The organism is Pseudomonas fluorescens (assembly GCF_040448305.1).
In the GTDB taxonomy this organism is placed as follows: Bacteria; Pseudomonadota; Gammaproteobacteria; order Pseudomonadales; family Pseudomonadaceae; genus Aquipseudomonas; species Aquipseudomonas fluorescens_BH.
In genome coordinates, this window is record NZ_CP148752.1 from 2,359,950 (window position 1) to 2,383,700 (window position 23,751).

Annotated in this window: 19 protein-coding genes; 13 read left to right on the forward strand and 6 right to left on the reverse strand. The window is 58.8% G+C overall.

Annotation, left to right across the window (positions count from 1 at the left end; all coding sequences use genetic code 11):
* Position 1: 1 nt before the first annotated feature.
* The 9 genes from WHX55_RS10765 (at position 2) to WHX55_RS10805 (ending at position 11,961) form a co-directional block, all read left to right on the forward strand.
* Positions 2-1,846, forward strand: a complete 1,845-nt coding sequence (locus tag WHX55_RS10765; RefSeq protein ID WP_150752408.1) for an ABC transporter ATP-binding protein — start codon at positions 2-4, stop codon at positions 1,844-1,846.
* Positions 1,843-2,151 (forward strand): (2Fe-2S)-binding protein, encoded by a 309-nt coding sequence (locus WHX55_RS10770; protein ID WP_108232305.1) that lies wholly within the window; start codon positions 1,843-1,845, stop codon positions 2,149-2,151. Before WHX55_RS10765 ends, WHX55_RS10770 begins: the two co-directional genes overlap by 4 nt.
* Complete coding sequence (locus WHX55_RS10775; protein ID WP_150752407.1) at positions 2,133-3,524, forward strand: FAD-dependent oxidoreductase; 1,392 nt, start codon at positions 2,133-2,135, stop codon at positions 3,522-3,524. Before WHX55_RS10770 ends, WHX55_RS10775 begins: the two co-directional genes overlap by 19 nt.
* A complete protein-coding gene (locus tag WHX55_RS10780) occupies positions 3,521-4,675 on the forward strand; it encodes an FAD-dependent oxidoreductase (protein WP_150752406.1) in 1,155 nt (384 codons plus the stop codon). Before WHX55_RS10775 ends, WHX55_RS10780 begins: the two co-directional genes overlap by 4 nt.
* A complete protein-coding gene (gene argE / locus WHX55_RS10785; RefSeq protein WP_150752405.1) occupies positions 4,672-5,829 on the forward strand; it encodes an acetylornithine deacetylase in 1,158 nt (385 codons plus the stop codon). The genes WHX55_RS10780 and argE overlap by 4 nt, the downstream gene beginning before the upstream one ends.
* A gap of 207 nt (positions 5,830-6,036) precedes the next feature.
* Entirely contained in the window at positions 6,037-8,118 is a 2,082-nt protein-coding gene (locus tag WHX55_RS10790) for a methyl-accepting chemotaxis protein (protein ID WP_150752404.1), read from the forward strand.
* A 204-nt stretch (positions 8,119-8,322) separates the two neighbouring features.
* Entirely contained in the window at positions 8,323-9,780 is a 1,458-nt protein-coding gene (locus tag WHX55_RS10795) for an NAD-dependent succinate-semialdehyde dehydrogenase (RefSeq protein ID WP_150752403.1), read from the forward strand.
* Positions 9,781-9,821: 41 nt separating this feature from the next.
* A complete protein-coding gene (locus tag WHX55_RS10800; protein WP_150752402.1) occupies positions 9,822-10,901 on the forward strand; it encodes a tartrate dehydrogenase in 1,080 nt (359 codons plus the stop codon).
* 235 nt (positions 10,902-11,136) lie between these two features.
* Positions 11,137-11,961 carry a transporter substrate-binding domain-containing protein gene (locus tag WHX55_RS10805; RefSeq protein WP_224794435.1) on the forward strand — a complete coding sequence of 275 codons (825 nt, stop codon included), beginning with the start codon at positions 11,137-11,139 and terminating at the stop codon, positions 11,959-11,961.
* An 85-nt stretch (positions 11,962-12,046) separates the two neighbouring features.
* On the opposite strand, the gene WHX55_RS10810 is transcribed toward WHX55_RS10805, so the two are convergent.
* The 6 genes from WHX55_RS10810 to WHX55_RS10835 form a co-directional block, all read right to left on the reverse strand.
* The gene (locus WHX55_RS10810) at positions 12,047-13,231 is read right to left on the reverse strand and encodes an aminotransferase class V-fold PLP-dependent enzyme (protein WP_150752400.1); all 1,185 of its coding nucleotides are present in this window, start codon (positions 13,229-13,231) and stop codon (positions 12,047-12,049) included.
* A gap of 141 nt (positions 13,232-13,372) precedes the next feature.
* A complete protein-coding gene (gene tatA / locus WHX55_RS10815; RefSeq protein ID WP_150752399.1) occupies positions 13,373-13,597 on the reverse strand; it encodes a twin-arginine translocase TatA/TatE family subunit in 225 nt (74 codons plus the stop codon).
* An 84-nt stretch (positions 13,598-13,681) separates the two neighbouring features.
* Positions 13,682-14,389, reverse strand: a complete 708-nt coding sequence (locus tag WHX55_RS10820) for a cupin domain-containing protein (protein WP_150752398.1) — start codon at positions 14,387-14,389, stop codon at positions 13,682-13,684.
* Between the two features lie 57 nt (positions 14,390-14,446).
* Entirely contained in the window at positions 14,447-15,304 is an 858-nt protein-coding gene (locus WHX55_RS10825) for a GNAT family N-acetyltransferase (RefSeq protein WP_353742548.1), read from the reverse strand.
* Positions 15,305-15,642: 338 nt separating this feature from the next.
* Positions 15,643-16,983 carry an OprD family porin gene (locus tag WHX55_RS10830; RefSeq protein ID WP_150752396.1) on the reverse strand — a complete coding sequence of 447 codons (1,341 nt, stop codon included), beginning with the start codon at positions 16,981-16,983 and terminating at the stop codon, positions 15,643-15,645.
* Positions 16,984-17,404: 421 nt separating this feature from the next.
* On the reverse strand, positions 17,405-18,331 hold the full coding sequence (locus tag WHX55_RS10835) for a glyoxylate/hydroxypyruvate reductase A (protein WP_150752395.1): 927 nt from the start codon (positions 18,329-18,331) through the stop codon (positions 17,405-17,407).
* 287 nt (positions 18,332-18,618) lie between these two features.
* Here WHX55_RS10835 and gabT point away from each other — a divergent pair, with 287 nt between their 5' ends.
* The 4 genes from gabT to acs all read left to right on the forward strand — a co-directional run bounded on the left by gabT (position 18,619) and on the right by acs (position 23,365).
* On the forward strand, positions 18,619-19,911 hold the full coding sequence (gene gabT / locus WHX55_RS10840; protein ID WP_108219350.1) for a 4-aminobutyrate--2-oxoglutarate transaminase: 1,293 nt from the start codon (positions 18,619-18,621) through the stop codon (positions 19,909-19,911).
* Positions 19,912-20,004: 93 nt separating this feature from the next.
* Positions 20,005-20,661 (forward strand): 2-haloalkanoic acid dehalogenase, encoded by a 657-nt coding sequence (locus WHX55_RS10845; RefSeq protein ID WP_150752394.1) that lies wholly within the window; start codon positions 20,005-20,007, stop codon positions 20,659-20,661.
* A gap of 47 nt (positions 20,662-20,708) precedes the next feature.
* Positions 20,709-21,197, forward strand: a complete 489-nt coding sequence (locus WHX55_RS10850; RefSeq protein WP_150752393.1) for a winged helix-turn-helix transcriptional regulator — start codon at positions 20,709-20,711, stop codon at positions 21,195-21,197.
* Positions 21,198-21,409: 212 nt separating this feature from the next.
* A complete protein-coding gene (acs, locus tag WHX55_RS10855; RefSeq protein ID WP_150752392.1) occupies positions 21,410-23,365 on the forward strand; it encodes an acetate--CoA ligase in 1,956 nt (651 codons plus the stop codon).
* Positions 23,366-23,751 lie beyond the last annotated feature (386 nt).

The following is a 23,751-nucleotide window of genomic DNA, read 5'->3' on the forward strand; positions in this document are numbered from 1 at the left end:
AATGAGTGAATTAATTAGCGTTCAGGACCTGCGAGTGGTCGCCTGTGGCGAGCTTGGTGAGGTGGAAATCGTCAAGGGCGTAAGCTTCTCCCTGCAGAAAGGCGAAGTGCTGGCGTTGATCGGTGAGTCCGGGTCAGGCAAGACCACTATCGCCCTGGCGTTACTCGGTTATGCCCGGCGCGGTTGTCGGCTGGCTGGCGGCATGGTGCAAATCGGCGAGCACGACATGCTGGCGTTGAACGAAAGCGAGTTGCAAAAGTTGAGGGGCAACCGGGTTTCGTATATCGCCCAGAGCGCCGCAGCGGCGTTCAATCCGGCGAAAAGACTCATCGATCAAGTGATTGAGGGGGCGTTGATTCATGGCTTGGGTAGCCAGGCTGTGCTTGAGGCCAAGGCCATCGAGTTGTTCCGCGACCTGGCCCTGCCAGACCCCGATCACATTGGCCAGCGTTACCCCCATCAGGTTTCCGGCGGGCAACTGCAACGTGTGATGGCGGCCATGGCGCTGATCAGCGATCCATTGCTGGTCGTGCTCGACGAGCCGACGACGGCGCTTGATGTGACGACCCAGATCGATGTACTGCGCGCCTTCAAACGGGTGGTCCGTGAACGTGGCGCGACAGCGGTCTACGTATCCCACGATTTGGCCGTGGTGGCGCAGATGGCCGATCAGATCGTGGTGCTCAATGGCGGCGAAATCTTCGAACAGAGCGCCACGGCACCGTTGCTCAAAGGCCCGGCCCACGAATACACCCGCAGCTTGTTGGCGGCAGCACGGCCGGACACCACAATTCGTCCACCTTGTGGTGTTGCTGAAGACACGCCTTTGCTGACCATCCAGGGGCTGACCGCCGGTTACGGCAACAAGAACGCGCATGGCATGCCATCGATCCTCGTATTGGAGGACATTGATCTGACCGTGCGGCGGGGCCAGGCGATTGGAGTCATCGGTGAGTCAGGTTCTGGCAAGTCGACTTTGGCGCGGGTGGTGGCCGGGTTGTTGGAGCCGGCCCTCGGCGGGCTGACCTTCGATGGCCAGCCCCTGAGTGGCAGCCTGTCGTCGCGCACCGACGAGCAGTTCCGACGCATTCAAATGGTCTTTCAGAATGCCGACACCGCACTCAACCCGATGCACAGCGTCAGCACTATTCTGAGCCGCCCGCTGAAAATGTATTTCGGGCTTAAGGGTGCGGCATTGCGCGAGCGTATCGGTGAGTTGCTGGATCTCGTTCGTTTACCACGCACGATGGCTGAACGTCGTCCGAACGAACTGTCCGGCGGGCAGAAACAACGGGTCAATCTGGCCCGGGCCCTGGCGGCCAAGCCGGATCTGATTCTCTGCGACGAGGTGACCTCGGCACTGGATACCGTGGTCGGTGCAGCGATTCTCGAACTGCTGCGCGACCTGCGACAGGAACTGGGGGTGTCCTATCTGTTCATCAGCCATGACATCTCCACCGTGCGAGCCCTGTGCGACGACATTGTGGTGATGTACAGCGGCCACAAGATTCAGGCCGGGACTCGACAATCGTACGCTGAAGCACCATTCCATCCCTATACCGATCTGTTGATCCATTCGGTGCCGGAGTTGCGTCAGGGCTGGCTGGAAAGCTGCGGTACAACCACCTGTGGCACGCTGCCGCCCATAGGTGCAAAGGCCAATGTGCCAGGGCTGTGCACCTTCCTCAATCGCTGCCCGGTGCGGGTTGACGGTCTGTGCAATTGCGTTGCGCCGGACCGTCGGATGATTGTTGGCGGCAGTGAAATCCTTTGCCATCACGACAGTTCCGAGTTGCTGGAAACCCAGCAGCATTCAAACAACATGATCGTGGGAGCCTACGCATGAACGGGCGTTTCGTCAGGCTGGCCGAACAGGGTCGGCCAACCGTCCAACTGAAGGTAGACGGCATGCCCATCGAGGCGCTGCAGGGCGATACGCTGATGGTCGCGCTGCTGACTCAGGGCTCGGCGTTGCGCCAGTCGGAGTTCGATCCGGGTCGGCGCGCCGGTTTCTGTCTGATGGGAGCCTGCCAGGACTGTTGGGTCTGGACCCGCAGCGGCGAGCGTCTACGGGCCTGTTCCAATGAGGTCCGTGAAGGCCTGGATATTGTCACCACACAACCGGAGGCAATATGGCCACTGCGCGGCTGAGCACTCATCGAGTCGTTATCGTCGGCGCCGGACCGGCCGGTACACGTTGTGCCGAAACCCTGGTCGCCGCTGGATTCAAGCCCATCCTGATCGACGAGAATCGCCGGGATGGCGGGCAGATCTACCGTCGACAGCCCGAAGGTTTTACCCGGGATTACGCCACGCTGTATGGCACCGAAGCCGCCAAGGCCAACGATTTGCACCAGAGCTTCGATCGCTTGCGCGGGCAGATCGACTATCGCCCGGACACGCTGGTGTGGAACCTGACACCGGGACAATTGTGCTGTGTCAGCCAGGGCAAGCACTCGACAGTGGATTACGACGCGCTGATCCTCTGCACCGGTGCCACCGACCGCTTAATGCCGATCGAAGGCTGGCAGTTGGCGGGCACGTATAGTCTCGGTGGTGCGCAGATCGCCCTGAAATCTCAGGCTGTGTCCATCGGCCACCGCGTGGCGTTCATGGGCAGCGGACCGCTGCTGTATCTGGTCGCCAGTCAGTATGTGAAGGCGGGCGCCAAGGTCGCGGCAGTGCTCGACACTTCGCCTCTGAGCAAACGCATCCTTGCCATGCCGAAACTGCTGGCGCGTCCGGGCTTGCTGTTCACCGGAATGAAGCTGTTGGCGCAGTTGTATCGCGCGAAGATCCCGGTGCACCTGGGCATTTCGCCGCTTCAAGTGCTGGGCGATGCGGCCAGCGGTGTCAGTGGCGTACGCGTGCGCACGGCGCGCGGTGAGGACTTGACGGTGGATTGCGATGCCGTGGCCCTCGGTTATCACCTGCGCCCGGAAACCCAATTGGCCGACCTGGCCGGTTGCCGTATGCGCTTCGATGAAGCGTCGAGCCAATGGTGGCTGGCCACGGATGAAGACGGCCGGACCTCGGTCAGCGGTGTGTATGCCGCCGGTGACGGTTCGAAGATTCGCGGTGCCGATGCGGCCGAACACGCCGGGAGACTGGTGGCCATGGCGCTGCTGGAGGATCAGCAGCAACCGATGAACGTCGGGTTGCGCGACGAACAACGGCACGCGCTGGCGGTGATGGATGAATTTCGCCTCGGCCTGGCGCAGGCGTTTCCCTGGCCAAGCGCCCAGGCCAAAGCGCTGCCGGACGAGGCGATCGTCTGCCGATGCGAAATGATCACGGCCGGTGAGTTGCGCCGGACCGTCAGTGAGAAGGGGGCCTGTGAAGTCAATCGGGCCAAGGCCTTCAGCCGGGTCGGCATGGGCCGCTGCCAGGGGCGTTATTGCTCCCAGGCCGGCGCTGAGGTGATTGCTGCCGCCGCGGGTGTCAGCGTGCAACAGGTCGGCCGACAACGGGGGCAGGCGCCGGTCAAACCCCTTTCGATACTCACCGAGGAGGTGTCGCCATGACGGTACAGAAAGCCGATGTCGTGATTGTTGGCGGCGGCCTGATGGGCTCGGCGGCGGCGTTTTTCCTGCGTCTGCGCGGGCAGTCGGTGATTTTGCTGGAACGCGACCAGATCGGTCAGTACGCCAGCGGCGTGAATTTCGGCAACGTGCGACGTCAAGGGCGTTACCTCGGGCAGCTGGAACTGGCCAATCGTTCCTGGGCGTTATGGAAGCGTCTGCCAGAACTGATTGACGATGACCTGGAATTCATCACCAGTGGGCATATGCGGGTGAGTTACCGCGAAGACGAGATCGCCGAGCTGCAAGCCTACGCAGACGCCCCTGAGGCAGAGCAGCTGGAGCTGAAGATCTTTAGTGGCGACGAATTACATAAGCGCTTTCCGTTTCTCGGCCCGGATGTGAAGGGCGGCTCTTATGCCCCCCACGATGGGCATGCCAACCCGCGTCTGGCGGCCCCGGCATTTGCCCGCGCGGCACGACGCCTCGGTGCGCAGATCGAAGAGCGCACGGAAGTGGCCGAGGTGCAAAAGGTCGGCGGTGAGTTCCACATCAGCACCACCGACGGTCGTCAGTTCTGCGCCGCTCAGCTGTTGATCACCGCTGGCGCCTGGGGCCAAAAACTCTCGGCGCAATTCGGCGAACCGGTGCCGCTGGAAACCCATGGTCCGCAAATGGCCGTGACCGAGCCAGTGCCTTACGCCTTGCCGACAGTGATCGGCGTTTACACCAAGATTCCCGAGGAAATGATTTATTTCCGCCAGATCCCCCGCGGCAACATCGTCATTGGTGGCGGCTACCGCAGTAAGCCCGACATGCTCCTTCGTCGGGCTCAGGTAGAGCCACGCAGCATCCTCAATCAGTTTGAGCAAATGCGTCGTTTGCTGCCGGGTGTAGGCAACCTGAACATCATTCGGGTCTGGAGTGGTATCGAAGGTTATTTGCCTGATTCCCTGCCAGTAATGGGGCCAAGCGGCACCGTTGATGGCTTGTTCTATGCCTTCGGTTTCTCCGGCCATGGCTTCCAGCTCGGTCCGGGCGTGGGCGACGTGATGGCCGAACTGATCAGCACCGGCAGCACCAGCACTTCGATTTCGCCGTTTTCCATCAACCGGTTCGCTTCTTCAGTCGAGCAACGGAGCAAGGTCTCATGAAACCCCGCGTGCTGGACATTCTCAAACGCCTGATGGCCTTTGAAACCGTTTCTGCGGAATCGAACATGGCCTTGATTGAGTACGTGCGCGATCTGCTGCTGACCAAGGGCATCGAGTCGCTGATCGTCAAGGACTCCAGCGGCAAAAAGGCCAACCTGTTCGCCAGTACTGGTCCGCGGGAGGTGCCGGGGATTTTGCTGTCCGGGCATACCGACGTGGTGCCGGCAGCGGGGCAGGCCTGGACCTTTCCGGCGTTTCAGGCGACCGTGCAGGACGGTCGGATCTATGGCCGTGGCAGTTGCGATATGAAGGGCTTTGTCGCGTTGGCTATCGACGCCATTCTCGATGCCGCCGATCATCCGTTGAGTCGGCCGTTGCAACTGGCGCTGTCCCACGACGAAGAAATCGGCTGCGTGGGTGTTCGACGCTTACTGGATGTACTGCATCTGGCGCCGGTGCGGCCGTTTCTGTGCGTGATCGGTGAGCCGACCAACATGCAGTTCGTGCTTGGGCACAAGGGCAAGGGCTCTTACCGTTCTTACTGTCGCGGCCTGGAAGCCCATTCCTCCCTGGCACCGCGCTCGGTCAATGCGATTCACGTGGCTTGCGACTTCATCGCCGCGCTGCGTCAGGGCCAGCAGCAATTGCAAGAGCAGGGCGCTCAGGATGCCGACTTTGACGTGCCCTACAGCACCGTGCATGTCGGGCAGATTGTCGGCGGCAAGGCGCTGAATATCGTGCCGAACCTGTGCACCCTGGATTTCGAAGTGCGCAACTTGCCGGCGGACGACCTGGATCAGTTCCTGGAACAGATGCGCGAGCGTGCCGAAGTGATCGTGCGCGAAGCCAAAAAGCTGTCCAGTGTGGCGGATATCGAGATCGAAACCCTGAACGTCTATCCCGGCCTCGATACTCACCCGAGTGTTGAAGCGGTACGTTTTCTGAAGAACTTTGCCGCGCCGGATACCGGTACCGCCAAGGTCTCCTTCGGCACCGAGGGCGGGTTGTTCAAACAGCGGCTGGATGTGCCGGTGGTGGTCTGCGGCCCGGGCTCGATAGAACAGGCGCACAAGCCTGACGAGTTCATCGAAATCAGCCAGATGGAAGCCGGCGAGCATTTTCTTCAAGGGTTGTTGGGCTCGATGCGGCTTTAGGGTTCGGCTCGCTGACTCCCAACTTTGATTGTCACGCGCCTGGCCCTGTTCAGGCATGGCGTCCAGGAACGCGTGACCTTCGAACCTGAGTTCACCCATTCACCGTACAGGCAGTCTGTGAAGTGCTGAGAAAGGCTTTGCGGATTTGCTCAGTTGTGCCTGCTCAGAAAAATCGCTAGCCACTCGCATCTCTTCCGGAGTCCCCCCATGAAAGTGCTTGAGCGCCTGTCATTCGCTGGCAAGTTCATCTTGCTCGGCTTGCTGGCCGTGACCCTGATTGCCATCCCAACCGGCCTCTACGTACTGGGCGCGTACCAGAATAGCCGCCAGACCAATCTGGAGCTGCGCGGCATACGACCGGTGCAGGCGTTGCTCCAACTGATCCACCTGACACAGCAGCATCGCGATGTGTCGTCCATCGTGCTGGCCGGCAACCGGGACTTCTACAAAGCCCGTCTGGACAAACAGGCCGAAGTGGATCGCGCCGTCGCGGCAACCGAGCAGGTTTTACAGGAGGCCCAAGTCGCCCCCACCATTCTGGCTGCCTGGCGACAGGCGCAACAACAATGGCAAGAGCTGGCCGGCCAGGTTGGTCAGTCCACAGTCAAGGGCCCGCAGAGTCTGGCCCGGCATAGCCAGTTGATCGCCGCCTACCTGTTGATCGAGGATGCAATGCTCGATCACTTCAAACTGTCCCTGGATCCGGTTTTAGAGACCTACTCGCTGATGGCGGGCGCCTTGATCGAGTTGCCGCAAACCACCGAGTTGTTGGGGCAGTTGCGCAGTGCCGGCAGCCTGTATCTGGCGCAGGGCCGGATCTTGCCTGAACAACAAGGTGCACTGCGTGGCTTGGCTACCCAGGCGCTGAGCAGCGTAGACAAGACGACACGTGCCTTGACCAAGGCGAGTGCGGCCAAGCCCGAACTCAAGACTCTGCTGGAAGCACCGCTCACGGCGCTAGGTCCGCAAATCCAGCAGGCGCTTGAACTCAGCAATGCGCGATTGGTATCGGCCGTCGAAATGGACCTGGATTTCGCGCCCAGCGTAAACTCCGCAGGTAATAACGAGCCTACCGATGCCCTGTACGCGCTTAAGCTGAATTACCCGGTCGGCGACTATCTGACAGCTTACAACACACCTGTTGAAGCCTTGTACGCCCTTGGCCGTTCAGCGCTGATGGCACTCGATGAGGCGCTGGAGAAACGCCGCGACAGTGACCAGCACCGACTCGTCCTGATGTCCACAGGTCTGTTGGCACTGTTGTTAGCCGGCGGTACCTTGGCAACATTGATCGTACTGCGTCTGCTTAAACAGTTGGCGATTGCCATGGCGGCAGCCGAGCGTATCGCCGAGGGGGACCTGACCCGACCACTGGATATCGTTGGTAGGGATGAAGCGGCGCGCCTGTTACAGGCGCTTGGGCGCATGCAAATGAACCTGCGCAGTACGGTCAGGCAGATTTTGAGTTCTTCCGAACGACTGGCCACGACGTCCGCTCAGTTAAGTGCAGTGACCGATGACGCCACCCGTGGTGTGCAACGCCAGAGCGCTGAACTCGACCAGGCGGCCACTGCGGTCACAGAAATGACGGGTGCGATCGAAGATGTGGCGCGTAATGCCGCCTGGGCCTCGGAGGTTTCCCAAGCGGCAGACCAGCGTTCGCGTCAGGGGCAAGAGAGCGTCAGCCGTACAGTCGGTGCCATCGAATCGTTGACCGAGGATATCGAGGATACCGCAAGCACCCTGCAAGCCCTGGCAGGTCAGATAGGTGACATCGGCTCGGTGTTGGATGTGATTCGTGGCATTGCCGAACAAACGAACCTGCTCGCCTTGAATGCGGCGATCGAGGCGGCTCGTGCGGGCGAAAGCGGACGGGGTTTTGCCGTGGTGGCCGACGAGGTTCGGGCCTTGGCGCAACGAACCCAGGAGTCGACCAAGCAGATTGAGAGCATTATCGGCTCAGTGCAAACAAGCAGTCACGGCACGCTGCGAGCCATGCAAAGCAGTAATGGTAAAACCCGGGAGACCCTGGAGGTCGCCCGCGCGGCGGGCTCGGCACTGAATGCCATCGTAGACGACATCGCCCAGATCAATGAACGCAATCTGTGTATTGCAAGTGCCACCGAAGAGCAATCCCAGGTTGCCCGTGAGGTGGATCGCAACCTGCTCAATATCCGTGATGTTTCCCAACAGGCCACGGTCGGGGCCAATCAGAGCCAGGCCTCTAGCCGGGAACTCGCGGGCTTGGCCAGTGAGCTGAATGGCATGGTCAAGCATTTTATCGTCTGATCGAGACTCGTTGCGCCTCATTCATGCCCGATAACCGGCTGCATCTCGGCACCGGAGAGCGTGACGATAGCCTTCACAAACCAACAGTAGAGCCTGCTGTCGAATGCTGATTTTCAGCATTCAAGGCTGCCGGGGCGGCGCTTTCAGCATCCTCGTCTGTGGCGACACAATAGACTGAAGGCTGTCTCGGAACAGGACTCGACCATGCTCAAGAATCGCCTGAAAGACCCCAGCCTGCTGGTAGAACTCGCTTACATCGACGGTCAGTGGATCAGCGCCGACAACGCCGCGACCCTTGATGTTATCGACCCGGCCAGCGGCCAGTTGCTCGCCCGCGTACCCGCGATGCAAGGCAGCGAAACCCGACGCGCCATCGAAGCTGCCGAACGCGCCTGGCCGGCTTGGCGCGCACGCCCGGCGGCAGAACGGGCAGCGCTGCTGGAGCGCTGGTATCAGGCGATGATCGACAACCTCGACGACCTGGCGCTGATCATGACCTGCGAACAGGGCAAGCCGCTGAATGAAGCCAAGGGCGAGGTCCGCTATGGCGCCAGTTTCGTCAAATGGTTCGCCGAAGAAGCCCGCCGGGTTTACGGCGAGACCATACCGGCACCCAGTGGCGACCGCCGCTTGCTCACGCTCAAGCAGCCAGTCGGAGTTTGTGCCGCGATCACCCCGTGGAACTTCCCCAACGCGATGATCACTCGCAAGTGCGCGCCGGCCCTGGCCGCCGGGTGCCCGGTCATCGTCAAACCCTCGGATCTGACTCCGCTGTCCGCCTTGGCTCTGGCAGTGCTCGCCGAGCGCGTCGGCATTCCGGCCGGGGTGTTCAACGTAGTGACCGGTATGCCCGTCGGCATCGGCGAAGAACTGACCGGCAACCCGACGGTGCGCAAGATATCCTTTACCGGTTCCACCGCTGTCGGTCGGCTGCTGATGCGTCAGAGCGCCGAACACATCAAGCGCCTGAGCTTGGAACTGGGCGGTAACGCGCCATTCATTGTGTTCGACGACGCTGATCTGGAACAGGCAGTGGCCGGCATCATGCTCAGCAAGTTCCGCAACGCTGGCCAGACTTGCGTTTGCGCCAACCGGATCCTGGTGCAGGATGGGATTTACGAGCGCTTCGCCCAGCGCTTGGTGGAGGAGGTGGGCAAACTCAAGGTCGGCAATGGCCTGGACGCGGATACCACCATCGGCCCACTGATCAATGCAGCGGCGGTGAGCAAGGTTGCCCGGCATATCGACGATGCTTTGAGTCAGGGAGCTCGTCTGCTTTGTGGTGGTATCCCTGAGGGCGACAGCCAGTTCGTCCAGCCAACGGTGCTCGGAGAGGCCCATGCCGGGATGTTGCTGGCCAACGAAGAAACCTTCGGCCCAGTTGCACCGCTGATGCGCTTTACCAGTGAAGAAGAAGCGCTGGCCCTGGCCAATGCCACGCCTTATGGCTTGGGCGCCTATTTCTTCACCCAGGATTTGCGCCGTTCATGGCGGTTCGGCGAGGCGCTGGAGTTCGGCATGATCGGTCTCAACACCGGGCTCATTTCCATGGAAGTCGCCCCATTTGGCGGTATCAAACAATCGGGTCTGGGCCGTGAAGGCAGCAAGTACGGCCTGGATGAATACCTTGAAGTCAAAGCCTTCCACATCGGTGGGCTGTGATCCGGTCACCGTTTGAACAGGACATTGAGGAGCCACGATTGATGAGTAAAACATTTAGAATCGCCGCGATTGCCGGCGATGGTATCGGCAAGGAAGTCTTGCCTGAAGGGCTGCGGGTACTGGAGCAAGCCGCGAAAAAATGGCAACTGGATTTGAGCATCGAGGTGCTTGACTGGGCTCACTGCGATTACTACCTGGAGCACGGGCAGATGATGCCCGCTGACTGGTTCGAACAACTAAAGGGCTTCGACGCGATTTACTTTGGCGCCGTGGGCTGGCCGGACAAAGTGCCGGATCATATTTCCCTGTGGGGTTCGCTGCTGAAGTTCCGCCGTGACTTCGACCAATACGTGAACATCCGTCCGGTGCGGCTGTTTCCCGGTGTGCCGTGTCCGCTGGCCGGACGCGAAGCGGGGGACATCGATTTCGTGGTGATCCGCGAAAACACCGAGGGCGAGTATTCCTCGGTAGGCGGCAAGATGTTCGAAGGCACCGAGCATGAGTTCGTGCTGCAGGAGTCGGTGTTCACCCGGCGCGGCGTGGACCGGATTCTCAAGTTCGCCTTCGATCTGGCCCAGACCCGGCCGCGCAAACGTCTGACCGCGGCCACCAAGTCCAATGGCATTTCCATCAGCATGCCCTACTGGGACGAGCGCACGGCACTAATGGCGCAGCAGTACCCGGACGTCACTTGGGACAAGCAACACATCGACATTCTCTGTGCGCGCTTCGTGCTGCAACCAGATCGTTTCGATGTGGTGGTGGCGTCGAATTTGTTCGGCGACATTCTGTCCGACCTGGGACCTGCCTGTGCCGGCACCATTGGCATCGCCCCCTCGGCCAACCTCGATCCGGAGCGGCGCTTCCCCTCGCTTTTCGAACCGGTCCATGGCTCGGCGCCGGATATCTATGGGCAGAACATCGCCAACCCGATTGCAATGATCTGGTCCGGTGCCTTGATGCTGGATTTCCTGGGCAATGGCGATGAGCGCTACCGTGCGGCCCATGACGGTATTCTGAAGGCCATTGAGCAGGTCATCTCCGAGGGACCGATCACCCCTGATCTGGGTGGACAGGGCTCGACCCAGGATGTCGGAATGGCAATCGCCGCGGCGCTTTGAGCCCAGATAACAACAGGCCGGCTGGAAAGCTTCATTCATTTCTGGGTTGGTCACCCTTTTAGCCCGTCGACACTGCGGGCTTTTTTTATCGCGCCCAAACTCCCCTCCCGCAGACGCCGCTCGGGCCTGTCTGCGCGAGCGCTGTGAAACTGTTTTAACGCCCCTTTCCTTTCCTTTCCTTTACTGTGCGATGGCGCAGCGAAGATAGATCAACGGAAGGAAATCTTGCGTGCGAATGTTACTGGTGGTTTTACTGGGCTGCGCGCTGCACGCCAAGAGTTGGGCGAGCTCTCCCATAGACGTGGTCATTCTCTGTGACGCCGGCTATCCGCCATACAGCTATGCCGAGGGGGATGAAGCCAAAGGGCTTTACACCGATATTCTGCGGACCGCCTTTACCCGCATGCCGGAATACAACGTGCACATTCGTCCCGTACCCTGGGCGCGCGGCCTGGCGGAAGTTGCCAGCGGCCGTGCCTTTACTCTCTATCCGCCCTACTTTCGTCCCAACGCACGACCCTGGATGGACTACTCGCGGCCTATATTGAAAGAGAAGGTGGTGGTTTTCGTGCGCACCGAACTGGCGCGAAAACGGCCGGTCGAACGTTTCCCGTTCGCCTATAGCGGTCTACGTATTGGCGTGAACAGAGGGTTCATGAGCATTGACGATCAGGACTACCAAAGCATGCTCGCTACAGGTGCCCTGAAGCAGAGTTATGCCAATGACAACCGTACCAATCTAGCCAGGCTCTATCATGGGCGAATAGATGTCTATATCAATGACCGCCGTTCGATCCAATGGGAACTTGACCAGATGCAACGCGAGGGCGTCTTTGCCCAGAACGATCTCAACTGGCTGGTCGAAGGACCTTGGCTCTCCGGTGAGGCGGGGTACCTTGGTTATACCCGGCTCAATGCTTCGGCTTATCCTTACAAGCCCCAGTTCATGCAGCGTCTCGATAAGGTTCTGGCGGAGTTGGAACGTGATGGCAGCATCGAGCGCCTGACAAAGAGTTACGATTTGGTTAACCCTTTGTACTCCCCGGGCGATGGCATCTAGCTTCGGTGGGGGGGGAACACACCCAAGTCACCTTCAGGGGGCTTCTGCCTCCGAGGGTCTCAAGTGTATCCCCTGGCCAGCCGGGCTACCTGCTTGCAACCACCTGCTTTAGCGCCTCGACAAAGCGGCACAGATCGCTCTTCTGCGTGTAGATGCCCGGCGATACCCGAAGTCCGCTTATGTGCCTGATCTGGCGGAACTTGACATGCACCTTGTGGGTTTTTCGAAGCTCCTGATCAATCCATCGAGCATCGCATTGATCGATAGAGAACAGGCTTACTGCGCCCAGCTCGACGGTATCAAGTGGCGTGTGGAGCCTGAAACCGGGAATGTCTTTGGCGAGGTCAACCCAGTAACGGGTCAGCTCCTGTAGGCGCGCGTGAATGACTCGCGTGCCGATTTGTGCATGGAAACGGATAGCCGGGGCAATGCCCGCCTGTATCGCCGAGTTATAGGTGCCGAGATTCCAGTGGTCGAATTTGTCGATTTGAAGCGGCGGCGGATCGAAAGGCCCCAGCAATGGCCAGGTGCTGTCGATTCGGTCGTGCCTCACAATTAGCATGCCATTGCCGACCGGCGCCCCCAGCCATTTGTGGAGGCTGGTGATGAAGTAATCGCAATCCAGTTCGCGGAAGCTGAGAGGCATCTGCGCAAACGTCTGGGCACCGTCCACCACTGTGATAATCGCCCGCGCTCGGGCTAGCGCACAGATGCGCTTGACCGGCAGGACTCGCCCGGTCCAATGCAGCATGTGGGTCAGCTGGATCACCCGGGTACGCGGGGTAATTGCCTGTGCATACGCTTGCACGATGACATTCTCATCGTCCATCAGGTCGAAGTCGACGGTCACCACTTCGATGCCTTCGCGCTGCTGACGCTGCAACCATCCGGTTATCACGCTCGGATAGTCCCACTGTGAGACCAGCACTTGGTCGCCGGCCTTCAATGGAATGCCGAAGATGGCTGTCGACAAGCCTTCGGATGAGTTGCGGTTGAGGGCGATCTCATCGGGATCGCAATCGGCCATGTCAGCCAGCTGTTGCTTGATCGTAGGGAGCTCGGCGTCGAGCTTGCTCCACATATTGACGTCCGGGTTGTGGCTGATCAGCCGATAGGCATCAATCATGGCCTGCTCAACCACCAGCGGTGGCGGACTCACTGCCGCGTTGTTCAGGTTCAAGAGGGGGCGCTGCTCAGGATAGGCTGCGCACACGCGCTCCCAGAATGCTTCCCCACCGACAGACTTGTCTGACATCAACTGCACTTCCATTCCCGCTTCTCACCTCTGTTTGCATTGTGACTGTGGCTTGGGTGTTCGCCACACCCACGATCTTCAACGCCACGATTAGTGATCTCTTTAGAGCTGCCTAAACCATCAATAGCAGTTCACTGAAGCCGATAAAATTAGGGGTCAGTATTTTTTTACCGAGTCTTCGAGCGTGCGCGCCTGAGCGTCAATGGGCGGGTCCCTGGGCTCCTCGGTGACTGGCGTATCGTCGCCCATGGATTTGCGGAACCCCCTGATCGTGTCGCCGAGATCCGACCCCAAGCCTTTCAGGCGCCTGGTTCCGAACAGCATGATCACGATCAACAGGATGATCAGGAGTTTTCCGGTACTGAAGCCACCCAATCCCATTGTCTGTACTCCGCAACTGATTGATCGGTTTTGTGGTGGGGCCGGCGGAGGAAAACTCATCTGCCGGCACTAACGCGGTTCGAGTTATTTGACGACGTAGAACTTGCGTACATAGGCGCTGCTCTTCCAGGCGCATGGGGCGCCTCGGGGCACGAACACCGTATCGCCACTGTTGACCGTCAGATGAGTTCCGTCTGCCACCTGGAGGGTGACGCTACCTTCGAGCAAGTGCATCAGTTCATGCAGCATGTGCGGCCTCGCCCTGCGGGTATACGGTGTCGAGTCCCAGACGCCGATGCGCAGGTTGGTCGCTTCTTCGACAAACAAATTGTGCGAGCGACATTGCGGTGCCGGACTTAGCAGAATTTCTGCATCCGGTGCTGCCGAAGCAGAGAGCAGGGTTTGCTGGGGTAGAGGCGTTAAGCTGGGATTGCATACCTCAACGGGCTGTGTATCGGCGCAGAATGCCCAGAGAGAGTCGGGTTGCGCATCGATCTGAATCGATGTTCCCCGGGCAATCACGGCGCTGTCGCCGGGATTGAGTTGGAGCGTGTCATCCTGGCTCTGCAGGATGACTTGTCCCGCGTGCACCACGATCATTTCGCTGTAGGGATATTCATCGACGCTGAATTGTCCGCTCGCCTGGACCACGCCGGCAGCAATGTCATCCGGTCCGACATAAGCAAGATGCCTGTCGAAAGGATCATTTGCCCCTAACGAACCGGGGGTGAATTTTGTTAGAACGGGACTGCCGTCGGCGTGTGCCAGCAGCACTGCAGTGGGCTCTTGCATGAAGGAGTTTCTCCAGGAAAATGCGTCGTGTAGCGTTGAATGGATCTAAGGGGTTTGTTAGCCGATGGCCTGAGTCACCAGCGCAAACTGGCGCACTGCGCCGATAGCCTGCGGTGGGGTACCACGAGCCATTTGCGCAACGGTGTCGACCTGCTTCAGCCCGGCTTCTTCCAGCCAAGGGGCCAGTCCGCTATCGGACGGTATATCCATGCGCACGAATGCGTCCGGCACTTGGGCCAACAACACCGCGATCAAGTGCTTGGCCTGCTCTGGACTTTCCGCGATGACCGGGCCGATGCAGCGACCACGGCCGAATGGGCGCAGCATGGCGAAGGCGCGTAGCTGACCCTCGCGCTCGATACCGACCGAGTGTTCGACAACATCGAATAGATCATTGAGCACGGCGTGTCTGTTCAGGCCGCTGCCGGCGTTGGCCAGTTCGATTTGATCGCTTCGATCGGCTTCGGTCAGCGGGCGGCAGTGCTCACCGGCTGGCAGATCATTTGGTACTGGAGACAGCGCATGCCCCTGATGTTGTTGAATATGTCCAAAGTCAATGAATCCCTGGCTGGCATAAAGTGGGGCACCGGCTAGCGTCGCATTGAGCATGGCGGTACGTGATCCGCAAGCCTCAAGTGCCAGTTCCATCAGCTTGCGACCTATACCCTGGCCCTGGTACTCATCACTGACGATCACCAGGCCGATAGTGGCGTAATCTCCCTGCGCACAGGTGAACGCGGTACCTATCAGGCGACCTCCATCTTCTACGACAAAACCCTGCGCGATGCGCTGCAACATGGCCCATTCCTCCAGGCGGTGGGGCCATTTCAGCTGTACGGACAAGGCGTGGGCCAACGGCACATCGGCCGGGGTCATGGGGCGATAGCTATACGCAGGGCGTTGCGAGTTGGACATGACAGATCTCCGAATACAGGGAGCGTGGCTGGTCGGATTTCTCCGCGGAAAGTATTTGTATCTCACCTGCTGCGAGGCCTGACAAGAGGCCCCCATTGATTCGGTAGATTCTTAAAGCGGCAGCTCTGTAGGCCACATTTACTGCTCAAATGAGAAGCAGGATCGGCAGCAAATACTGGATCGGCTTTCAGGATGCAGAGCAAAGCAAAAGGCACTGCTGATGGGGGAAATTGCTTAAAAAAAAGGCGCCCGGATGGGCGCCTCAAGGCTAAGGGAGCGAGGAGCAGACCTTCAACAAAACCGGCCGGTCCACAGGTAAAACCGGCCAGGACCAAACGTTACAGAATGCTCAGCGGGTACTCGATGATCAGGCGGACTTCGTCGATATCGCTCTCGAACGAGGTCGCGCGATGCGTAGCCTGGCGCAGGCGGAAGGACAGGTCCTTGGCGGCCCCTGCCTGGACCACGTATTTGGCTTCCAGGTCACGCTCCCACTCCTTCTGGTCGTCACCCGCCTTGTTGGCATAGGCACCCTTCGGATCGGCCTTGGTGCCATCGATTTGATCACCTTTGACATAGCGGGCCATGAAACTCAGCCCCGGTATGCCGAATGGAGCCATGTTCAGGTCATAACGAGCCTGGATGGAGCGCTCGTTGGGGGCGTTGAAGTCGGAGTACTGAATCGAGTTGGCCAGCCAGATCGAGTCCACACCGATGTAGTCGAAATACTCGTCGCCATCGATCTTCTGATAAGCCAGGGTGAGCTTGTGGGCACCCAAGGAATAGGCTGCCTTCGCCGACCAGCTCGTGGTGTCCAGTTTGCCAGCACGCGCTTCGCCTTGGTCCTGGGTCTTATAGGCTATCAAGCCAAAATTCAGCGACTGCTGGTCAGCCAGAGGAATCGTATAGGAGGCACTGCCGAAGTGCTGACGCCAGACATTCTCGGCCTCACTGGTGTACGCCATCAGGCTGAGGTTGTTGTTGACTTTATAGGTGCCGCCAATGAAGTCGACACTGTCAGCTTCGGTCCCTCCGTAAGTGGTGAGCAGTTTGTCATCGGAGTTGGTCGAATTGCGATTGTTGAATGCGGTGAAGTGGCCAGCCTCGAAAGAAAAGGCGTCGAACTCTTTGCTCGACAGTTGGAAGCCGGTAGCGGTTTCCGGCAGCAAGCGGTTGTCGCCGGTGGCGAATACCGGAGCGGTGGGGCGTTGTTCACCGTACTTCAGCACGGTGGAGGAAATGCGCATCTTCACTGCGCCGCCGATCTCGCCATAGCTATCTGGCACTTCGGCTTCGGCGGTGCGGTTGTTGCTGATGGGCAGCAGGCCGTTGCCGACCCGGCCACGGCCAGTGTCCAGCTTGACGCCACCGAAGGCGAAGGCATCGGTGCCGAAACCGATGGTGCCCTGGGTGAAACCGGAGGCGAAGTTGAGCATGGCCCCTTGTGCCCACTCCTCGCGATAGCCATTGCGCTCGCTGGCCGGCTTGGAGCCGTTGGTACCTTGGCTATTGCTGCCGCCATTACGGAAGTCGCGATTCATATAGAAATTACGGTTGAGCAAGCCGAGGCTGCTGTCTTCAATGAAGCCATTGGCTTGCTGTTGCTGACCCGCTATTGCCAGTTGCGTGGTAGCGGCAATGACAGCCAAGGAGAGAGAGCTTAGTTTTGCGATGTTCATCGCTTACCCCATTTGATCTTATTAGTGTTGGTTATCTGCGCGGCAGGCGATGCTCTTGCGGCAGGTCAGGTAAATCACTGCGAAGTAAGCCCGGGAGAGTCCTGTTGATCAGTGCTTTGCAGTGGACTTGACCAGCAGCCGGGGGCCGCAGCGGTGGCTGTATCGCAGTTACGACGAGACCTGACAATGGGGGGCAGTCAATTCGGTAGATTGCATCAGTTGTGGTTTGACGGGCCGCAATTACTACTCAATCGGGAGGGGAGATCAGCAGCAAATGTCGGCTGATTTTTTGGGGCTGGTATGCGTAGAAACAGAAAATCTGGATGAGTAACAGGTTTGTTTTGTATAGCGCCAGATTTACCTCAGAGAAGTAAAAAATCTGGCGCCGGTTGGTTGTTACTGGTGAGTTGACAGCCGTTGCTCAGTAACTTCGCTCGCGGTCAACCTGGCCAAGCATTGACTCACCGCGTTGATGTCGGCGGATATTCTCCAGCAACACGCTAAACGCACTTTCCGGTTGGGTCATCGCAGCGATATGCGGTGTCAGCAATATCTGCGGATGGTGCCAGAAGGGATGGTCCGGCGCCGCCGGCTCCTGTTCCAGTACGTCGAGCACCGCCGCGCTGAGCTGGCCGCTGGCCAAAGCCTCCAGCAGATCCTCTTCTATCAGGTGCCCACCCCGACCCATGTTGACCAAGGCAGCACCTTTGGGCAGGTGCTGGAACAACTGTCGGTTGAGAATCCCTTTAGTCTGCTCGGTCAATGGCAGGACACAAAGCACTATGTCGCACTGGCTGAGGAACGCTGGAAGTTGCTCGGCACCCGCAAAGCAGTCCACCCCGGCAATGCGATGCTCACTGCGTGCCCAGCCTGACAAGTCGAATCCAAAGGTCTGCAAGGTGGCCAGAATCTGTTGAGCCTGCGTGCCGAGCCCCATGACACCTACCCGCCGTTTGGCTGCCGGTTGCAGCAGGTGAGCCTGCCAGCACCGAGCCATTTGTTGCTGGCGATAACGGAGCATATCCCGGTGCAGGCTGAGCACCGCAAAACTGGCGTACTCGCACATGCCCCGAGTGATGCTCGGGTCGAGTAAACGTACCACCGGCAGGGTCGTTGGCAGACGGTCAAGGTCAAGTTGGTCGACGCCGGCCGACAAGGCGAACAGTACCTGCAGGTTTGGCAACAATGTTTCGAGATCGTCCGGCGCCTGCCAGGCTGCCAGGTAGCGAATATCCTTCGGATCGCCGATGTCCGGCCAGGCACGCCATTCGATATCCGGAGCGTGCTCAGCGAATAGGCGCTTCCATTGTTCGCCGCGCACCGGGTCAGCTTTATAGAGCAGGGCCATGGGTAACTTCTCGCTTTAGATTGGGAGTATCCAGCATGCCCGAGTGGCAGAGCAGGATATGTCGAAAGAATCTGCGTAAACGCATAACGTTGCGATGTATGGGGCGCATGTCGGCAGATTCCATGGGCGCTGGCTACAGCTGAAGGATTCTGCTGTTTACCAGGGTGAAAACAGTCGATCCGAATTTCTCAGAGGCCAAGTTCGGCTTAGACAATTGCGTCGAAAGCTTAACCTTTGGAACACATCGCAGCCGTTTCCCGGTTGCCAGGTTCACTATGGGAGATGCCATGAACAGTAAAGTCGAAGAAACCCCGAGTTTGCTCCGTCAGCGCGATCAATTCGTGCCACGGGGTTTGGTCACGGCACACCCGCTGGTCATCGACCGGGCCCAGGGTTCTGAAGTGTGGGACGTGGACGGGACGCGCTACCTGGACTTCGTCGGCGGCATTGGCGTTTTGAACATCGGTCACAATCACCCGAAGGTGGTCGCGGCAGTGCAGACCCAATTGCAAAAGATCAGCCATGCTTGCTTCCAGGTGGTGGCCTACAAACCCTACATAGACCTGGTACAGCGTTTGTGCGAGTTGGTGGGTGGCCAAGAAGCCTACAAGGCGGCGTTGTTTACTTCCGGTGCAGAGGCGGTAGAGAACGCGGTGAAGATCGCCCGCGCGCATACCAATCGTTCAGCCGTTATCTCCTTTCGTGGCGGTTTCCATGGGCGTACTTTACTGGGTACGACCCTGACTGGCATGAGCCAACCCTACAAGCAGAACTTTGGGCCCTTCGCTCCCGAAGTCTTCCATACCCCATACCCTAACGCCTATCGTGGTTTCAGCAGTGAGATGGCGCTGCAAGCTCTGAACGAATTGCTGGCGACCCAAGTCGCTCCGGATCGAGTAGCTGCGATCATCATCGAGCCGGTGCAGGGCGACGGAGGCTTCCTTTCCGCGCCGCCGGAATTTCTCCAGGCGCTGCGGGCTCTGACCGAACAACATGGCATCGTGCTCATTCTCGATGAAATTCAGACCGGTTTCGGCCGGACCGGCAAATGGTTCGGTTTTCAGCACGCAGGGATTCAGCCGGATCTGGTCACCGTCGCGAAGAGTCTTGCAGGTGGTTTGCCAATATCGGGCGTGGTAGGTCGTGCGCACATCATGGACGCGCCATTACCCGGTGGTCTCGGCGGTACCTACGGCGGTAACGCCCTGGCTTGTGCGGCTGCGTTGGCGGTGATCGAAACTTACGAGCAGGATCAGCTGCTCGAGCGTGGTGAGGTATTGGGCGAGCGGCTGCGTCAGGGCCTTCTGCGCTTGCAGGCACGTCACCCTCGTATTGGTGACGTGCGCGGCACCGGCTTCATGCTGGCAATCGAATTGATCAAAGACGATGAGGCCCGCAGCCCCGATGCAGAGCTCACCCAACAACTGATCGATCAGGCCAGGATTGGCGGGCTGTTGGTGATCAAATGCGGGGTGTACCGAAATGTGCTGCGCTTCCTGGCTCCTCTGGTAACCGAAGAAAATCAGATCGACGAAGCGCTGACAATTCTTGAAGCGGCATTGTTGCGAGTGTTGGATTAATCTCAGGTCTCGGTTGGCGCAATGTAGCAATGCGCCGACCGAGGGCATTTAGAGCACATGGATTGATGAATGCATCATGGGAGGCTACACACCATGTACCTGACTGATTATCGTGCACTGCTGATCGATTGCGACGAAGTCCTGGTCGATCGGGATTCCGGTATCTGGACGGCCCTGCAACCTTTGCTCGAAAACCATCCGGGCATGCCAGGCAGGGAAGAGGTATTGGCTGAGTTTGACGAGGCGGTGCACACGCTCTATCCACGTTTTTCCGAGCTGGGCTTCAGTGGCTTATTGTGCTTTGCCCATCGCCAGCTGGCAGAGCGTTTTGGGCTCAAGGCCAGTTGGGAAGAGGGCATGAGTTTCGCCCGTTCGGCATGCAACTGGTCGCTGTTCGAGGACGCGCCCGGTGCCATGTTGTATCTGCGCAAATTCTATCGGCTGCTGGTGTACTGCGATCGAGATGCCGAGGATCGCGAACAGCTCTGCGAGCGTTTGGGGATTGTGCCCGAAGACCTGCATTCCCGAGCCAGTAATCCATTGGAGGACAGCGAGTGGTTGCTGGCCAACAACCTGGAGCCCAAAAATATTCTGCAGGTTTCCAGACCTCCTGCGCAGCCGCCAAAATCGGCTGGTTTGTGCCTGATCCGCCGTAGCCATGAGAATTATACTCAGGAATATTCCGCAGATTTTTACATCACAAGCATGGCCGACCTGGTCGCTCAGCATCAGCTATCTTTGCGACGTTGAGTTTGCTAAAACCACTGTCTATCTGAACGGCAATCAAGAGGTACCCGATGGAAGGTTTAATTAAACTAGACCGAATTGATATCAGTATCCTGGTTGAGCTTCAAAAAGACGGTCGGATGACCAACGTCAGTCTGGCCGATGCGGTGGGTCTGTCATCCAGTCCATGCTTGCAGCGGGTAAAGCGACTTGAATCGGCCGGCTATATTTCCGGGTATAGAGCTCATCTAAACCTTGCCAAGATCACCGACTCGGTCACGGTATTTACTGAAATCACGCTCAGCGACCATAAACGGGAGGACTTCGCCAAGTTCGAGTCCAATATTCGTTTGGTCGATGAGGTACTGGAGTGCCATTTAGTCAGTGGTGGTTACGATTACCTGGTGCGCTTCATGACCTGCAGTATTCAGCATTATCAGGAAGTGATGGAAGGGCTGCTGGACAAGAATATCGGTATTTCCAAGTACTTCAGTTACATCGTCATTAAATCCCCAGTACTTAAAGATGGGGTCCCGCTACGTAGGCTATTGCGTCACTGATGTCACCCAGAGCAATGGGATCAGACGAAGTTAGAAACAGTACGAAGTCCAAATCCATGTTGCTCAGCCACTTCCGGATATGACTTGTCGTTAAAAGAGCACAACACCATCACGGGTTGGCTTGAGACGTCGGCTGTAGCGCTTGCGAGCCGAGCACGATTAATCAGTGAAAAACAATTAACAAAAACAACTATTCCACCGAGGTAAGAAAGATGAGTGCGGCTTCCCTGTATCCCGTTCGTCCCGAGGTTCTGGCTAACACGCTGACCGACGAGGCGACCTACAAGGGCATGTACCAGCAGTCGGTCGTCAACCCGGACGGTTTCTGGCGCGAGCAAGCCAAGCGCCTCGACTGGATCAAGCCTTTCACCACGGTGAAGCAGACTTCCTTCGACGATCACCATGTCGACATCAAATGGTTCGCCGATGGCACCCTGAACGTTTCCTACAACTGCCTCGACCGTCATCTGGCCGAGCGCGGCGATCAAGTGGCAATCATCTGGGAAGGCGATGACCCTGCCGAAAGCCGCAACATCACTTACCGCGAACTGCACGAGCAAGTGTGCAAGTTCGCCAACGCCCTGCGTGGTCAGGACGTGCACCGCGGCGACGTGGTGACGATCTATATGCCGATGATCCCCGAAGCCGTGGTCGCCATGCTGGCCTGTACCCGGATCGGCGCGATTCACTCGGTGGTGTTCGGCGGGTTCTCGCCGGAAGCCCTGGCCGGTCGCATCATCGACTGCAAATCCAAGGTGGTGATCACCGCTGACGAAGGCATTCGTGCGGGCAAGAGGATCCCGCTCAAGGCCAACGTCGACGACGCGCTGACCAACCCGGAAACCAGCAGCATCCAGAAAGTCATCGTGTGCCAGCGTACCGGTGGCGACATCAAGTGGAACCAGCATCGCGACATCTGGTTCGAGGACCTGATGAAAGTGGCCGGCACCGTTTGCGCGCCAAAAGAAATGGGCGCCGAAGAAGCGCTGTTCATCCTTTACACCTCCGGCTCCACCGGCAAGCCGAAGGGCGTGCAGCACACCACTGGCGGCTACTTGCTGTACGCGGCCATGACCCACGAGCGCGTGTTCGACTACCGCCCGGGTGAAATCTACTGGTGCACCGCCGACGTCGGCTGGGTCACCGGCCACAGCTACATCGTCTACGGCCCGCTGGCCAACGGCGCGACCACGCTGCTGTTCGAAGGTGTGCCGAACTACCCGGACATCACCCGGGTGGCGAAGATCGTCGACAAGCACAAGGTCAACATCCTCTACACCGCACCGACCGCGATCCGCGCCATGATGGCCTCGGGTACTGCGGCGGTTGAGGGTGCCGATGGCAGCAGCCTGCGCCTGTTGGGTTCGGTGGGCGAGCCGATCAACCCGGAAGCCTGGGACTGGTACTACAAGAATGTCGGCAAGTCCCGTTGCCCGATCGTCGACACCTGGTGGCAGACCGAAACCGGCGGCAACATGATGAGCCCGCTGCCGGGTGCTCATGCGCTCAAGCCAGGCTCTGCGGCGCGTCCGTTCTTCGGCGTGGTGCCGGCACTGGTGGACAACCTGGGCAACATCGTCGAAGGCGAGGCCGAGGGCAACCTGGTGATTCTCGATTCGTGGCCAGGCCAGGCGCGTACGCTGTTTGGCGACCATGACCGCTTCGTCGACACCTACTTCAAGACTTTCCGTGGCATGTACTTCACCGGTGACGGCGCCCGTCGCGATGCCGATGGCTACTACTGGATCACTGGTCGCGTGGACGACGTACTCAACGTGTCCGGTCACCGCATGGGCACCGCCGAGATCGAAAGCGCGATGGTCGCGCACCCGAAAGTCGCCGAAGCGGCGGTGGTCGGTGTGCCGCACGACATCAAGGGGCAGGGCATTTATGTCTATGTCACCCTTAAAAACGGTGAAGAGCCGAACGAGCAACTGCGCCTGGAACTGAAAAACTGGGTGCGCAAGGAGATCGGCCCGATTGCTTCGCCGGATGTCATCCAGTGGGCGCCGGGGCTGCCGAAGACTCGCTCGGGCAAGATCATGCGCCGGATTCTGCGCAAGATTGCCACGGCTGAGTACGATGGGTTGGGCGATATCTCCACCCTGGCCGATCCGGGTGTGGTGCAGCATCTGATCGACACCCACAAAACCATGAACGCTTCATAAACTACAAAAAAGCCACGTCGAGCATGAAGTTTCGCCCGGTCATTTACCGGTTGAATCCACAGCCGAAAGTGGTCTATCGAGATACTTCATATTGGCAATCATTGGGATTGCCGGCTGCCACCGGAAATGCCCAATTCAATCACGGCTGGCTTTACTAATCAGGAAGGGGGTTAGGGTAAAATTAGGGCAGATTCAGGACCGCAATAGACCGTAATACGCCACAGGAAGAGAGCGAAAGCGCCGTGTTTTATGGTCTGGAGCGGTCTTCACGGATGCATGAAGGGGTTCGAATCCCTATCCATATTTCGCTCGAAGGCGATGCCCAGCAACCCACCTGTGGAATTCTCGTAAAACGACTCGCAGGAATAATGGATGACGTAAGCTTG

Bases quoted from the DNA above. Each gene is read 5' to 3' on its own strand.
- WHX55_RS10765 (WP_150752408.1), top strand. From the start codon at position 2: ATGAGTGAATTAATTAGCGTTCAGGACCTGCGAGTGGTCGCCTGTGGC.
- WHX55_RS10770 (WP_108232305.1), top strand. From the start codon at position 1,843: ATGAACGGGCGTTTCGTCAGGCTGGCCGAACAGGGTCGGCCAACCGTC.
- WHX55_RS10775 (WP_150752407.1), top strand. From the start codon at position 2,133: ATGGCCACTGCGCGGCTGAGCACTCATCGAGTCGTTATCGTCGGCGCC.
- WHX55_RS10780 (WP_150752406.1), top strand. From the start codon at position 3,521: ATGACGGTACAGAAAGCCGATGTCGTGATTGTTGGCGGCGGCCTGATG.
- argE (WP_150752405.1), top strand. From the start codon at position 4,672: ATGAAACCCCGCGTGCTGGACATTCTCAAACGCCTGATGGCCTTTGAA.
- WHX55_RS10790 (WP_150752404.1), top strand. From the start codon at position 6,037: ATGAAAGTGCTTGAGCGCCTGTCATTCGCTGGCAAGTTCATCTTGCTC.
- WHX55_RS10795 (WP_150752403.1), top strand. From the start codon at position 8,323: ATGCTCAAGAATCGCCTGAAAGACCCCAGCCTGCTGGTAGAACTCGCT.
- WHX55_RS10800 (WP_150752402.1), top strand. From the start codon at position 9,822: ATGAGTAAAACATTTAGAATCGCCGCGATTGCCGGCGATGGTATCGGC.
- WHX55_RS10805 (WP_224794435.1), top strand. From the start codon at position 11,137: ATGTTACTGGTGGTTTTACTGGGCTGCGCGCTGCACGCCAAGAGTTGG.
- WHX55_RS10810 (WP_150752400.1), bottom strand. From the start codon at position 13,231: ATGGAAGTGCAGTTGATGTCAGACAAGTCTGTCGGTGGGGAAGCATTC.
- tatA (WP_150752399.1), bottom strand. From the start codon at position 13,597: ATGGGATTGGGTGGCTTCAGTACCGGAAAACTCCTGATCATCCTGTTG.
- WHX55_RS10820 (WP_150752398.1), bottom strand. From the start codon at position 14,389: ATGCAAGAGCCCACTGCAGTGCTGCTGGCACACGCCGACGGCAGTCCC.
- WHX55_RS10825 (WP_353742548.1), bottom strand. From the start codon at position 15,304: ATGTCCAACTCGCAACGCCCTGCGTATAGCTATCGCCCCATGACCCCG.
- WHX55_RS10830 (WP_150752396.1), bottom strand. From the start codon at position 16,983: ATGAACATCGCAAAACTAAGCTCTCTCTCCTTGGCTGTCATTGCCGCT.
- WHX55_RS10835 (WP_150752395.1), bottom strand. From the start codon at position 18,331: ATGGCCCTGCTCTATAAAGCTGACCCGGTGCGCGGCGAACAATGGAAG.
- gabT (WP_108219350.1), top strand. From the start codon at position 18,619: ATGAACAGTAAAGTCGAAGAAACCCCGAGTTTGCTCCGTCAGCGCGAT.
- WHX55_RS10845 (WP_150752394.1), top strand. From the start codon at position 20,005: ATGTACCTGACTGATTATCGTGCACTGCTGATCGATTGCGACGAAGTC.
- WHX55_RS10850 (WP_150752393.1), top strand. From the start codon at position 20,709: ATGGAAGGTTTAATTAAACTAGACCGAATTGATATCAGTATCCTGGTT.
- acs (WP_150752392.1), top strand. From the start codon at position 21,410: ATGAGTGCGGCTTCCCTGTATCCCGTTCGTCCCGAGGTTCTGGCTAAC.